Origin of the sequence: Kribbella sp. VKM Ac-2566 (assembly GCF_004366005.1) — a bacterium.
Lineage (GTDB): Bacteria > Actinomycetota > Actinomycetes > Propionibacteriales > Kribbellaceae > Kribbella > Kribbella pratensis.
The window spans coordinates 1,451,336-1,463,860 of record NZ_SODT01000008.1 but is presented as its reverse complement, the minus strand read 5'-3'; the positions used below and the strand labels follow the sequence as shown (position 1 = coordinate 1,463,860).

The 12,525-nt window shown below is 68.2% G+C and carries 13 protein-coding genes and 1 tRNA gene; 8 read left to right on the top strand and 6 right to left on the bottom strand.

Going from position 1 to position 12,525, the window contains the following annotated elements:
* Positions 1–100: 100 nt before the first annotated feature.
* Positions 101–1,273 carry a Gfo/Idh/MocA family protein gene (locus EV647_RS09965; RefSeq protein ID WP_134001221.1) on the bottom strand — a complete coding sequence of 391 codons (1,173 nt, stop codon included), beginning with the start codon at positions 1,271–1,273 and terminating at the stop codon, positions 101–103.
* A 146-nt stretch (positions 1,274–1,419) separates the two neighbouring features.
* On the opposite strand from EV647_RS09965, the gene EV647_RS09960 reads away from it, so the two are divergent.
* Genes EV647_RS09960 through EV647_RS09945 form a run of 4 tightly spaced genes read left to right on the top strand, consistent with a single transcriptional unit; the run spans position 1,420 to position 4,213 of the window.
* Positions 1,420–2,277: an SGNH/GDSL hydrolase family protein gene (locus EV647_RS09960; RefSeq protein ID WP_134001219.1), complete on the top strand. Its 858-nt coding sequence runs from the start codon at positions 1,420–1,422 to the stop codon at positions 2,275–2,277.
* Between the two features lie 24 nt (positions 2,278–2,301).
* A complete protein-coding gene (gene rph / locus EV647_RS09955; protein WP_134001217.1) occupies positions 2,302–3,018 on the top strand; it encodes a ribonuclease PH in 717 nt (238 codons plus the stop codon).
* Positions 3,015–3,620, top strand: coding sequence for an RdgB/HAM1 family non-canonical purine NTP pyrophosphatase (gene rdgB / locus EV647_RS09950; protein ID WP_134001215.1), 606 nt, complete (start codon positions 3,015–3,017; stop codon positions 3,618–3,620). Before rph ends, rdgB begins: the two co-directional genes overlap by 4 nt.
* Before the next feature lie 2 nt (positions 3,621–3,622).
* Complete coding sequence (locus EV647_RS09945) at positions 3,623–4,213, top strand: hypothetical protein (RefSeq protein ID WP_134001213.1); 591 nt, start codon at positions 3,623–3,625, stop codon at positions 4,211–4,213.
* Here EV647_RS09945 and EV647_RS09940 read toward each other — a convergent pair.
* Entirely contained in the window at positions 4,210–4,803 is a 594-nt protein-coding gene (locus EV647_RS09940; RefSeq protein ID WP_134001211.1) for a transcriptional regulator, read from the bottom strand. The two genes, EV647_RS09945 and EV647_RS09940, sit on opposite strands and share 4 nt — an antisense overlap.
* A complete protein-coding gene (locus tag EV647_RS09935) occupies positions 4,803–5,186 on the bottom strand; it encodes a DNA-binding protein (RefSeq protein WP_134001209.1) in 384 nt (127 codons plus the stop codon). Before EV647_RS09935 ends, EV647_RS09940 begins: the two co-directional genes overlap by 1 nt.
* Positions 5,187–5,258: 72 nt before the next feature.
* Between EV647_RS09935 and EV647_RS09930 the strand changes: the two genes are divergently transcribed.
* Complete coding sequence (locus EV647_RS09930) at positions 5,259–6,401, top strand: PEP/pyruvate-binding domain-containing protein (protein WP_134001207.1); 1,143 nt, start codon at positions 5,259–5,261, stop codon at positions 6,399–6,401.
* Between the two features lie 36 nt (positions 6,402–6,437).
* On the opposite strand, the gene EV647_RS09925 is transcribed toward EV647_RS09930, so the two are convergent.
* The 3 genes from EV647_RS09925 to bcp all read right to left on the bottom strand — a co-directional run bounded on the left by EV647_RS09925 (position 6,438) and on the right by bcp (position 9,043).
* Positions 6,438–6,518, bottom strand: a tRNA-Leu gene (locus EV647_RS09925).
* Positions 6,519–6,580: 62 nt separating this feature from the next.
* On the bottom strand, positions 6,581–8,212 hold the full coding sequence (locus tag EV647_RS09920) for a substrate-binding domain-containing protein (RefSeq protein ID WP_238175248.1): 1,632 nt from the start codon (positions 8,210–8,212) through the stop codon (positions 6,581–6,583).
* 363 nt (positions 8,213–8,575) lie between these two features.
* Positions 8,576–9,043 carry a thioredoxin-dependent thiol peroxidase gene (gene bcp, locus EV647_RS09915; RefSeq protein WP_134001203.1) on the bottom strand — a complete coding sequence of 156 codons (468 nt, stop codon included), beginning with the start codon at positions 9,041–9,043 and terminating at the stop codon, positions 8,576–8,578.
* A 178-nt stretch (positions 9,044–9,221) separates the two neighbouring features.
* Here bcp and EV647_RS09910 point away from each other — a divergent pair, with 178 nt between their 5' ends.
* Genes EV647_RS09910 through EV647_RS09900 form a run of 3 tightly spaced genes read left to right on the top strand, consistent with a single transcriptional unit; the run spans position 9,222 to position 12,521 of the window.
* Complete coding sequence (locus EV647_RS09910; protein ID WP_370342808.1) at positions 9,222–10,721, top strand: circularly permuted type 2 ATP-grasp protein; 1,500 nt, start codon at positions 9,222–9,224, stop codon at positions 10,719–10,721.
* A 16-nt stretch (positions 10,722–10,737) separates the two neighbouring features.
* Positions 10,738–11,682 (top strand): alpha-E domain-containing protein, encoded by a 945-nt coding sequence (locus tag EV647_RS09905; protein ID WP_134001199.1) that lies wholly within the window; start codon positions 10,738–10,740, stop codon positions 11,680–11,682.
* Positions 11,679–12,521 carry a transglutaminase family protein gene (locus tag EV647_RS09900; RefSeq protein WP_134001197.1) on the top strand — a complete coding sequence of 281 codons (843 nt, stop codon included), beginning with the start codon at positions 11,679–11,681 and terminating at the stop codon, positions 12,519–12,521. Before EV647_RS09905 ends, EV647_RS09900 begins: the two co-directional genes overlap by 4 nt.
* Positions 12,522–12,525: the final 4 nt, after the last annotated feature.

The following is a 12,525-nucleotide window of genomic DNA, read 5'->3' as shown; positions in this document are numbered from 1 at the left end:
TCGCTGCAAGCACACGTGCCTACGCCGCTGAAGTCCTCCCGCATCGAGGGCTCAGCATTCGCATCGCGGCGTACCTGATCACGTCCAAAAGCGTACACCGTCAGCGCGTCTGCCCATTGTCGAAATAGGCGACCAGGGCCGGGTCGAGGGCCGGGACGTCCTGCGGTACGCCGTTCGCGCGCAGGGACTGGGTGGCGGCGTAGCCGGCGGCGACCGCGGCGCGGGCCGCGATCGGGGAGGTGAGCGTCGCGCCGCCGTCGCGGACGAAGCTCACGAACTCGGCGACCAGGTGCGGGTCGGCGCCGCCGTGGTGCTCGGTCTCGCCTGCGATCTCGACGACCTGGTCGGCGTCCTCGCGGTACCCGGAGCGGCGGCTGTTCCACACCTTCACCACGCCGCCCGCCGTGTCACCGAAGTTCTCGAGCCGGCCGTGGGTGCCGATCACCGTGTAGTTGCGCCAGTAGTCCGGCGTGTAGTGGCACTGCTCGTAGGTGAGGAACACCCCGTTGTCCAGCAGGAGGTTCGCCATCGAGAGGTCCTCGACGTCCATCACCGGCGCCAGGCCCTTCTGCTCCAGCGGCGGCCAGTTGTCGTTGGACACGAAATCCTTGAACCGCTGCCCGGTGCGGTCCATCCGGTCGGTGATCCCGCCGTACAGCGTGAGCGCGCCCATCGCGTTCACCCGGGTCGTGTAGCCGCCGGCCAGCCAATGCATCACGTCGATGTCGTGGGCACCCTTCTGCAGCAGCAGGCCGGTGGTGCGGGTGCGGTCCGCGTGCCAGTCCTTGAAGTAGAAGTCGCCTCCGTGGCCGACGAAGTGCCGGCACCAGATGGCCTTCACGTCGCCGATCGCGCCGTCCTGGATCAGCTTGCGCATCGTCAGGACGACGGGCATGTGACGCATGTTGTGGCCGACGTACAGCCGGGCGCCGGAGTCGTACGCCGCCCGCAGGACCCGGTCGCAGCCCTCGGTGGTGATCGCCAGCGGCTTCTCCACGAACACCGGCACCCCGGCCTGGAGGAAGTCGATCGCCGGACCCTCGTGCAGGTCGTCGGGCGTGGTCAGGAACACGCCGTCGAGCTTCTGGTCCAGCAGTTCGGAGTGGTCGGCGTACGCCGTCGCGTCCGGGTACTGCTCCAGTGCGAGGTCCCGCTGTCCCGCGACCGGGTCACAGACCGCGACAACTTCCGAGCCCTCGCCGGGACGGTGCGCGTACTGCGCGATGCGGCTGCGGGCGCCGAGCCCCACCACGCCAAACCGAAGATCAGTCATACCAGGCAACTCCTGCACATAGTTGTTTGCAACAGCCTAACTCCGAGCAATTCTGGCAAGCAATCACCGATCCTCCAGCTGGAATTGCCACACTGGTCATCCGCCGCACATCGGCGTCTCGCTCCGTGCCGTCACCATGGCGGAATGTGAGCCTCCACTACGTGGCACTGGGGGACTCGACCACAGTAGGGGTCGGGGACCCGATGAACGGCAGCAGTACGACCGACCTGTCCGGTGCCGGTGCGCGCCCGGGCGAGGGGTGGCGGGGCTGGGCCTCGTTGCTCGCCGACTCCCTGGCCAGCACCCACCGTGTGACGTTCTCCAACTACGCGACCAGCGGCGCCACCGTGCCGGTCGTCGCGACCGAGCAACTCCCCTCAACGGGTGATGGTCCTGTCGACCTTGCTTCGCTGATCGTCGGGGTCAACGACACCTTGCGATCCACCTTCGACGCCGGCCGGATCCGCGAGCACCTGAACCTGTGCGCCGAGCAACTGACCGCCCGGGGCGCGTTGCTGCTCACCGTCCGGTTCCACGACCACGGCCAGGTGTTCGGCCTGCCGCGGTGGTTGCGGCGGCCGCTGTGGCACCGGATCGAGCAGGTCAACGTCGCGTTCGACGACCTGCACGCCCGGTTCGGTGGGATCCGGCTGGACATGGCCGACTACCCGGAGGTGTACCGGCGGGACTTCTGGAGCGTCGACCGGCTGCATCCGGGGGAGCGCGGGCATCGCAAGCTCGCCCGGGCGTTCGCGGACGAGTTGGCGGCCCGCGGGCTGCGCATCGACGTACGGCCGGAGCTGGACTGTGCGTACCGGCCGCCGAGCAAGTGGGCGGACGCGGCGTGGCTGGTGCGCGAAGGCGTGCCGTGGGTCGGGCGCCGGGCCAACGACCTGCTGCCGTGGGCGGCCCGGATGGCGCTGACGCAGTCGCTCCCGTCCGCGGAGGGGATGCGCTTGCGTCCGAAGAAGCGAGAGGAGCTCCCGCCGGTTCTTCGGACCTGAGCAACTGCGACTAGGGTCTTGGGTATGGCTCGGATTGACGGACGTAATGCTGACCAGCTCCGACCCGTGACGGTGACCCGGAACTGGCTCGACCACGCCGAGGGTTCGGTGCTGGTCGAGTTCGGGCGCACCCGGGTGCTGTGCGCGGCGAGTGTGACCGAGGGCGTGCCGCGCTGGCGCAAGGGCTCCGGTCTCGGCTGGGTGAGCGCGGAGTACGCAATGCTCCCGCGGGCCACCAACACCCGTTCGGACCGCGAGTCGGTGAAGGGCCGGATCGGTGGGCGCACCCACGAGATCTCCCGGCTGATCGGTCGCTCGCTGCGGGCCGTGATCGACTACAAGGCGCTCGGCGAGAACACCATCCTGCTCGACTGCGACGTACTGCAGGCCGACGGCGGCACGCGGACCGCGGCGATCACCGGTGCGTACGTCGCGCTCGCGGACGCGGTGTCGTTCCTGCGGGAGCGGAAGCTGCTGAAGAGCGAGCCGCTGACCGGGACGGTGTCCGCGGTGTCGGTCGGCATCGTCGACTCGGTGCCGATGCTGGACCTCTGCTACGAGGAGGACGTCCGCGCCGAGACGGACATGAACCTGGTGATCACCGGCGACGGCAAGTTCATCGAGGTGCAGGGTACGGCGGAGGGCGCGCCGTTCGACCGCGCCGAGCTGGACAGCCTGCTGGAGCTGGGCATCTCCGGCTGTGCCGACCTCGCCAAGATCCAGCAGGAGGCGTTGGCGTGAGTCGTGTACTGCTTGCCTCGAACAACAAGAAGAAGCTCGAGGAGCTGCGGCGGATCCTGACGCCGATCGTGCCCGGGATCGAGGTGCTCGGGCTCGGCGACGTACCGCCGTACGACGAGCCGGCCGAGACCGAACCGACGTTCGAGGGGAACGCGCTGCTCAAGGCACGTGCCGCGCTCGCCGCGACCGGGCTGCCGTCGATCGCCGACGACAGCGGGATCTGCGTGGACGCACTGAACGGGATGCCCGGCGTGCTGTCGGCGCGCTGGTCGGGGCCGGCGAAGGACAACCACGCGAACAACCTGCTGCTGCTCGGGCAGCTGGAGGACGTACCGGACGAGCGTCGCGGTGCGTCGTTCGTGGCGGCGGTCGCGTTCGTCCGGCCGGACGGGCCGGAGGAACTGGTGCTGGGCGAGATGCGCGGATCGGTGATCCGCTCGCTGCGGGGGACCGGCGGGTTCGGGTACGACGTACTGTTCCAGGCCGAGGGCTACGACCGCACGACCGCGGAACTGTCGATCGAGGAGAAGGACGCGATCAGCCACCGCGGCAAGGCGTTGCGCGAACTGGCCCCGATCGTGGCGAAGGCGTTGGGGAGCTAGGGATGTTGTTCGCTGGAACGGACAAGGACGGCGTCGAGAGCGGGCGGATCACCGTGGCGTACCGGCGGTGGGCCGAGCCGCGGGTGGTCGAGGGGCGGATCTACCGGACGAACGCGGGCCGGATCGAGATCGACAGCATCCGCCAGGTGAACCCGGACCTGATCGTCGACAACGACCCGGACCTGGTACTCGCCGACCGTCAGAACGCGAAGGACGTGCGGCGCCGGCTGCGGGGCGATGACACGTTGCCGACGTTCCTGATCCGCTTCCACCTGGTCGAGGGCCCGGATCCGCGCGAGGAGCTGGCTGCCCAGTCGTCGTTGACCCCGGAGGACCTGGACGACCTGCGAACGCGGCTGGCCCAGTTCGACCAGCTCAGCCACCACGGGCCCTGGACCGAGCAGACGCTTCGCCTGATCGAGTCCAGGCCGGCCACCCGGGCGGCGGACCTCGCCGCGTCCGTCGGGCGCGAGACAGCACCGTTCAAACTCGACGTACGGAAACTCAAGAACCTGGGCCTCACCCACAGCCTCGAGGTCGGCTACCGCCTCACCCCCCGTGGTGCGGCCTACCTGGATGCGTTGGGCAACTAGTCGCCGCGGTGGAGGTTGAGGGTGGCGAGGAGGTCCTCGTGGAGTTCGAACCAGACGCGGTGGCAGGAGTCGACGTCGCTGCGGTCGACCCACGCGGTCTCGCCTGCGGTGGCGCGTGCCAGCGCTTGTGAGAACCGCCGGTCATACCCGTCGAATCGCGGCAAGACGTCCGTCAACCGCCGGGTGATGCTCCCGAGCGCTCCATCGATCACCTTGAGTTCGTGCAGCACCCCGGCATCCCAGGCGGCGTCAGAGTGATCATTTGCCGCCAGCGGATCACCGTCCACCGGCCGCAGTTGCCAGTCGGTGCAGGCCTGCTGCAACATGCCGTTCAGCGGCAAGAAGTCGGCGTACACCTTCCTGATCGCGTCCGCGTCGGTGAGCTCCGCCTTGAGCAGGCGCTCGTTCTCCGCGCGACCCGCTTCGGTGAGCGACCAACCCGACGTACCTGCGAAGCTGCTGTACGTCGCCCACCCGCGTGCCTCGGCGTCCTTCAAGACCTCCTCGACGCCCTGCAGGTCAAAACGTCGCGCGATCGCCTTCGTGTCCGCGAACCCCAGCAGGCGGACTGCATGCAGTACGAGGTGCATCAGGTGTCCTGCCGTGCGGACAGCCGGTTGAACCGCTGCTGACAGGCCTGCGGCGAGCTGAACCCCATCGCATCGGCCATTTCCGCCCAGGTCAGCCCCGCGCTCCTGGCCATGAACAGCAGGCCGGCCTCGACCTCGTCGACCTCCGCCCGAGCAGCCGGCAACAACGCTAGCGCCGCTAGCAGATCGTCGTCGCTCAGTTCGGACGCTCGCCAGGCCGCGAACTGCGTGAAATCCACCGCAGACAAGGGGATCGGCGCCGGTCGCCACGGCCGGGCCGGCAGGTCCTTCGCGCCCAGGGCGAGTAGTTGCTCCCGGGCCTCGCGCTGGCGTTCGGCCTGTTCCTGGTCCGCGGTCGCCGCCGCGTCCTGCTTGCGTCGCATCCGCCTACAGTGGATCATCAACAGAACGTTGTCAACATTCCGTTGTCAACGTTTCGTTGATAGGAGCCTCGCATGCTGGTGCCGCTCGCGGATGCAACCACCGACCGGTGCGGCGCCAAAGCAGCCACCCTCGCCACCCTCCTCCGCAACGCCCTACCGGTCCCCGAAGGCATCGTCATCCCGTTCGATGCTCAGCAGGCTGTGCCGGGCAGGCCCGCCGATGGGCTGCCGGACAAGCTCGTCGGCGAGCTCTCGCGGTGGCTTGCGAGCGTGGGTGATCCGCCGGTCGCCGTCCGGTCGTCGGCCGCGAACGAGGACACCGCGCTCGCATCGGCAGCGGGGCAGCACGACAGCTTCCTCGGCGTACAAGGGATCGATGCGATCGTCGACGCCGTACGCGCCTGCTGGGCGTCCGTGTGGTCCCCACGCGCAACGGCGTACCGCAACGGCTCCGAGGCACCGGCGATGGCCGTGATCATCCAGCAGCACCTGGACGCGGACATCTCCGGCGTGATGTTCACCAGCGCAAGGGGCCCCACGCTGATAGAGGCCTCCTGGGGCCTGGGCCCCAGCGTCGTAGAAGGCCGCGTAACCCCCGACCGCTACCAGGTAACCCCAGACGGCAAAGTCACCCACACAATCGCCAACAAACTAACGTCCCTCGACCGCAGCGGATCCCACCTCGTCGTTCGCACGGTCCCCGACGAGGAGCGTCGTACGCCGACCCTCTCCGACACAACCGCCGTACAACTGGCAGCGTTAGCCCAAACAGTCACCACGGTCCTAGGCAGCCCTCAAGACATCGAATGGTCCGTAACCACCAACACCCCCTGGCTCCTACAATCCCGCCCCATCACAACCCAACCCCCCGCTGCCCCCGCACTCCCCACCGGCGACCGCAACCTACTGGTCGGCGTGCCAGGCAGCCACGGCACCGCAATCGGCCCCGCCAGAGTCGTCCGCGGCCCAGCCGACTTCCCCACCGTCCGCCCCGGCGACATCCTCATCTGCCCCTTCACCGACCCCGCCTGGACCCCTCTCCTGTCCATAGCCGCCGGCGTAATCACTGAACAAGGCGGCCTCCTGTCCCACGCCGCCATAGTCGCCCGAGAACAAGGCATCCCCGCAGTCCTGGCCGTCCCTGAAGCCACAACCCGAGTCCCCGACAACACCCCAACCACCCTCAACGGCACCGCAGGCACCGTCCGCATCTAACGGGCGACGGCCTGCGGCCGGAGGTTCTACTGGTTGTGCCAGAGGCGGGAGTTGAACCCGCACGCCCGGGGGCGCCGGCACCTAAAGCCGGTGTGTCTGCCGTTCCACCACTCTGGCTGAGGAGGGCTGGTGCCTCCCCTGGGTAGACATCCTAGGGGAGGCGTCGGCCTTCGGTGGGGTCAGCGGCTCTGGAGGGCGTCGATGAAGACGTTCTTCAGGTCGCCGGGGTTGCGGGCCACGTACGACGCGCCGCCGGTGGCTCCGGCCAGCGCAGCGAGTTCGTCGGCGTTCGCCTCGGGGCCCATGCCCAGGGCGATGATGCGGACCGGGCGGGACGGGTCCTGCTGGGCCTTGAGCGCCTGGACGGCCTCGGCCAGCGTCGGGCTCCCGGGGTCGTCGTTCTTGCCGTCGGTGAACAGCAGGACCGTGTTGACCGCGGTCGCCTTGTACTCCTGCCGGACCTGGCGGACCGCGGCGATCGCGGTGTCGTACAGCCCGGTGCCGCCGTTCGGGATCGGGTGCTGGATCTTCAGTTGCTCGACGATCTTTCCGCGCTGCCGTTGCGACAGCGGAGCGATCGGCACCAGCGGTTTGAAGTCGGCCTTGTCCGCGCCGATGTTCGTGGAGAACGTCCACAGGCCGAGCTGGGCGCTGTCCGGGAACAGGTTCAGGCCGCCGATCGCGGCTTCGATCGTGAGCTGCATCCGGGTCTTGGCGCCGACCTTCTCCGCCATCGAACCGGAGATGTCGATGACCGCCAGCGAGTGCGTGGACAGCGACAGCCGAGTCCAGTTCTGCAGCGTGGTGTCGATCGCCTCGCTGGTCGGCTTGGTCAACTGGTTCACGTCGCCGACGCCGCGACCGCCGCCGAGCGGGTTCAGCGTGGTGTCCCGGAAGCCGGCCTGGTCGCGCGCCTGCGCGGCGCTGTCGGTTAGTAGTTCGGTCGCCAGCGCCTGAGCCGCGTCGTTCGCCGCTTCGGCGTCGGACTTGGCCGTGACCACGATCGGGTAGTCCAGGTACAGCGTGCCGGTGTCCGGCTGGATCGCCCGGAGTTGCGCCTCGGGGTGCTCCTCCTGGTACTTCACGAAACTCTGCTCGGACGCCGGTACGACGATCTTGCTGCCGTCCTGGTCGGCGCGACCGAACAGCGCGCTGACGTCCGTGTACGGCTTGGCCATCGACCCGAGTCGCTGGGCCAGCGGAACGATCAACTGCGACACCTGACCGTCGGAGGCCGACGTCTTCTGCCGCTCGCTCTGCACCGCCAGCAATGTGAGTGCGCCGGGAGTGGTGTTCAGCGGGTCGAGCAGTGCCGGCTGGTTCGCGGCCATGATGCGTAGCCAGGACGAGGTGTCGGCGAAGTTGTCGCGCCGGCCGACGATGACCATCGGCGACGTGGCGACGGAGGCCACCGCGATGCTCGGGACGCTCTGGCCGTCGTCGGCCTGCGCGACCCACAGCGAGGAGTCCGGGACCCACAGGTCCGGCCGGTTGTCGCTGCCGTGCGCGACGTCCCTCGCGATCTGTGCCGACGGCGCCGAGCTGACCGTGACCTGCAGGCACGGGGTGCCGTCCTTGCCGCCCTTGGCCGCGAGCGACTTGGCCGCGGCTTCGAGCGGGGACTGCAACTCGGGCGTCGTGGCCAGCTGGATCTGTGTCGGATCGGCGCAGGCCTTGCCGCCGCCGAGGAACCCGTCGGCGCCCGCCTCGGACCCGAAGGACCGGACTACGAAGACGGCGCCCAACGACAGCACCAGTAGCCCGACCGCGGTGATGTACACCGAGCGACGGTTGTTGTTACTTCGCGTCACCGCAGAGGAATGTTTTCCCATCGCGGCAGGTCCCTCCCTCCCAGAGGCAGACTGCGCGCGCAGATTACCCGGTTTCCGCACGTCACGGCGAAGGCCGCCGACGGTCGTGACACACCCGTCGCTGAACCGGAACCGTCCCCGGAGTACCGCTCTTTCACAGGAACGCTTAAAAACTCACCGAGAGTGCCGACTCCGCTGCGATCCGCTGAGATGTTTGTGTGACCCAAATCACAGCGATGGTTTGCTTAAACGACCGTTCCATGGACCAAGTGCATGAAACGGTCGAAGGTTTCCCTCCGGAAACGCCCACGGTGAGGTGCCTTTTCACAATCTCAGGTCACCATCTCAGGTCACAGGCTCAGGTCAAAGGCCCAGGTCGCGGCGCAGCTTGGCGACGTGGCCGGTCGCCTTCACGTTGTACTGCGCGACCGCGACCTTCCCCTCCGGGTCGACGACGAACGTGGACCGGATCACCCCGGTCACCTTCTTCCCGTACATGGTCTTCTCGCCGAACGCGCCGTACGCCTGCAGGACCTCCTTGTCCGGGTCGCTGAGCAGCGGGAACGTCACGCCGTCGCGGTCCCGGAACTTCGCCAGCTTGGCCGGCTTGTCGGGGGAAATCCCGAGTACGGCGTACCCGGCGGCCTGTAGCGAGTCGAGCGAGTCCCGGAAGTCGCAGGCCTGCTTGGTGCAGCCCGGGGTCATCGCGGCCGGATAGAAGTAGACGATCACGTTCTTTCCGCGCAGGTCCGCCAGTGCCACCTCGTTGCCGTCGGCATCGGGCAGGGTGAAGTCGGGGGCGGTGTCGCCAACGGACAGACGATCGGACATCAGGTCCTCCACGGGTAGGTCTACTGGGCGCAATGTTACGTGCGGAAGAACTAGGCCCTTTCGGGGTGCGAGCGGAGGCCGAGTGGGTGAAGATGCGCAGATGAGCCGCGCATCCTCCCGCCAGTTGTTCGACGGCTACCTCGACCCGCGTCGTCCCCATGCCGGGGCGTACGACGAGATGTTCGATCCGGTCGACGGCGTGCGTACGGCGTACAAGCGGCTGCACGACTCGTTACAGCCGTTGCAGCCCGCGGACCTGACTACTCGGTCCGAGGCGCTCGACCGGGCGCTCGTCGACCAGGGGATCACGTTCAGCCTGTCAGGGGAGGAGCGGCCGTTCCCGCTGGACCTGGTGCCGCGGGTGATCACGGCGTCCGAGTGGTCGCGGCTGGAGCGTGGCGTCGTACAGCGGGTGCGGGCACTGGAGGCGTTCCTGGCCGACATCTACGGCGAGCAGCAGATCGTTGCGGACGGCGTACTGCCACGCCGGCTGATCACCTCCTGTGAGCACTTCCACCGGCAGGCAGCCGGTATCGCACCGCCGAACGGTGTCCGCATCCACGTGGCCGGGATCGACGTGGTGCGTGACGAGCAGGGCGACTTCCGGGTGCTCGAGGACAACCTGCGGAGCCCGTCCGGGGTCTCGTACGTGATGGAGAACCGCCGGACGATGGCACGCGTGTTCCCGGACCTGTTCGCCAAGCACCGGGTCCGTGCGGTCGGCGACTACGCCGTACACCTGCTCCGCTCGCTGCGGGCCGCGGCACCCGGCGTGACTGACCCGAACGTCGTCGTACTGACACCAGGTGTCTACAACTCGGCGTACTTCGAGCACTCGCTGCTGGCACGGCAGATGGGGGTGGAGCTGGTCGAGGGGCGGGACCTGTTGGCCCGCAACAACGTCATCTACCTGCGGACGACAGAAGGCGAGCAGCGCGTCGACGTGATCTACCGGCGGATCGACGACGAGTTCCTGGACCCGGTGCAGTTCGTTCCGGACTCCGTGCTCGGTGTGGCGGGTCTGGTGAACGCGGCGCGCGCAGGCAACGTGGTGATCGCCAATGCGATCGGCAACGGTGTCGGTGACGACAAGCTGATCTACACGTACCTTCCAGAGATCCTCAAGTACTACCTGGGCGAAACGCCGCTGCTGCCGAACGTCGACACGTACCGGTGCTGGCTGCCCGCAGAGCATGCTGAAGTACTGGACCGCCTGGACGAGCTGGTCACCAAGCCGGTAGAGGGCTCTGGTGGGTACGGCATCGTGTTCGGGCCGGATGCCTCGCCCAAGGAGCTCCAGGCACAGCGGAGGCGCATCAGGGCCAACCCACGGGGCTGGATCGCGCAACCCGTCGTACAGCTGTCCACTGTGCCGACGAAGGTGGGTGAACGGCTGCAGCCACGACATGTGGACCTGAGGCCGTTCGCGGTCAACGACGGCGAGGACGTGTTCGTTCTGCCAGGTGGACTGACCAGGGTGGCGATTCCCGAGGGCAGCCTGATCGTCAACTCGTCACAAGGCGGCGGATCCAAGGACACGTGGGTGCTGGCGCCCAGAGCGTCCGGTGAGGACGCAGAGCTTCGTGGACCCGGTCTCGGGACCCCCGCGGTGAAGCCGGAGAGTACGCCGGAGCAAGGTCCTGAGCTGAACGCCGCCCAACAGCAGCAGCAACAGTGATGAGGAGGTGCTGACGATGCTCGCACGCAACGCCGAGTCGCTGTACTGGATCGGCCGGTACGTCGAACGCGCGGACGACACCGCGCGGATCCTCGATGTCTCGGTCCACCAACTGCTGGAGGACGCCACCGTCGACGCCGACACGGCCAGCCGCCGGCTGCTCTCGGTCCTCGGCATCACCCCACCGGACGGCAGCGAGCTGGACGTGTGGGGCCTGACCGAGCTGGTCGCGATGTCGCCCGAGACCGGGTCGATCGTGTCCTCGATCGCCAGCGCGCGGGAGAACACCCGGGTCGCGCGTGAGGTGGTGTCGAGTGAGCTGTGGCAGTGCATCAACGCGATGTGGAACGCCGTACCCGAGCGGCAGCGTGCTGCGCGCCGGGTAGGGCCGCACGAGTTCTTCACGTTCGTGGAGAACCGGGCCGCGATGTTCGCCGGGCTGGCCGACTCCACGATGAGCCGCGACGACGGCTGGCGGTTCCTGGTGCTGGGGCGGTCGGTGGAGCGAGTGGACATGCTTGTCCGGCTGCTGATGTCCCGAGTAGGCGACCGGCCCACGTCGCCCGGCTGGGTGACGGTACTGCGTTCTGCGGGTGCGCACGACACGTACCTGCGGACGTACCGCGGTGCGCTCGACGCGTCCCGCGTGGTGCAGTTCTTGTTGCTGGACCGGCTCTTCCCGCGGTCGGTGTTCCATGCGCTGCAGCAGGCGGAGTCCTGTCTGGAGGACCTCGACCACGGGCCGTCGGCGCGGATCGGTGCGGGTGCGGAGGCGTCGCGGTTGCTGGGGAAGGCACGCAGCGACCTTGAGTTCCTGCAGCCGGCGGAGCTGCTGGACAACCTGACCGGCAGACTGCAGGCGCTGCAGGCGACGGTCCGCGATGTCGGTGAGGCGGTGTCCCGGCAGTACTTCCATGCGGTGCCGTGGATCGAGTGGAACAACACGGAGGTGAACCTGTGAACTGGCGCCTCCGCGTCGTGCACACGACGGGCTACCGCTACGCGACGGCCGTGACCCAGTCCTACAACGAAGCCAGGCTGACACCGCGTCATGACGACCGGCAGAACCTCATGGTGGCTCGGCTGGAGACGATCCCTCCGGCCCGCGCGTACAAGTACACGGACTACTGGGGTACCGAGGTCAACTCCTTCGATCTGCACAGCCCACACACCGAACTGAAGGTGATCGCGGCCTCCGTCGTCGAGACGAGCGACCAGCCGCCGCCGTCGGCTGAGGTCACCTGGGTGCAGCTCAAGTCAGCGGACGTCTTGGACACGTACGCCGAGTACCTGGAGTGGACCACCTACGTGCCGAAGCACCGGGAGCTGTCCGCGGTCGCCCGCTCCTTGCGCAGGGGCCGTTCGCCGCAGGAGACCGTGCTGGCGGTGTCCAAGTGGGTCCACGACACGCTGAAGTACCAGCGCGGCACCACAGGTGTGCACTCGTCCGCTGTCGACGCGTGGCAGGCCGGTGAGGGCGTGTGCCAGGACTATGCGCACCTCACCCTGGCCATGCTGCGCGCGGTCGGTGTACCGAGCCGCTACGTCTCGGGCTACCTGCACACCAAGCCGGACGCGGCGGTGGGCGAGACGGTCGTCGGCGAGAGTCATGCGTGGGTGGAGGCGTGGACCGGCGAGTGGTGGGGCTTCGACCCGACCAACGACATCTCGATCGGGCACCGGCACGTGTGGGTGGCGACGGGCCGCGACTACGCGGATGTGTCGCCGCTGAAGGGCATCTACTCCGGCGACGCGGCGACGGCCATCGAGGTGACCGTCGACATGACCCGGTTAGCCTGACCCG

Bases quoted from the DNA above. Each gene is read 5' to 3' on its own strand.
- EV647_RS09965 (WP_134001221.1), bottom strand. From the start codon at position 1,273: ATGACTGATCTTCGGTTTGGCGTGGTGGGGCTCGGCGCCCGCAGCCGC.
- rph (WP_134001217.1), top strand. From the start codon at position 2,302: ATGGCTCGGATTGACGGACGTAATGCTGACCAGCTCCGACCCGTGACG.
- EV647_RS09945 (WP_134001213.1), top strand. From the start codon at position 3,623: ATGTTGTTCGCTGGAACGGACAAGGACGGCGTCGAGAGCGGGCGGATC.
- EV647_RS09940 (WP_134001211.1), bottom strand. From the start codon at position 4,803: ATGCACCTCGTACTGCATGCAGTCCGCCTGCTGGGGTTCGCGGACACG.
- EV647_RS09935 (WP_134001209.1), bottom strand. From the start codon at position 5,186: ATGCGACGCAAGCAGGACGCGGCGGCGACCGCGGACCAGGAACAGGCC.
- EV647_RS09930 (WP_134001207.1), top strand. From the start codon at position 5,259: ATGCTGGTGCCGCTCGCGGATGCAACCACCGACCGGTGCGGCGCCAAA.
- bcp (WP_134001203.1), bottom strand. From the start codon at position 9,043: ATGTCCGATCGTCTGTCCGTTGGCGACACCGCCCCCGACTTCACCCTG.
- EV647_RS09910 (WP_370342808.1), top strand. From the start codon at position 9,222: ATGTTCGATCCGGTCGACGGCGTGCGTACGGCGTACAAGCGGCTGCAC.
- EV647_RS09905 (WP_134001199.1), top strand. From the start codon at position 10,738: ATGCTCGCACGCAACGCCGAGTCGCTGTACTGGATCGGCCGGTACGTC.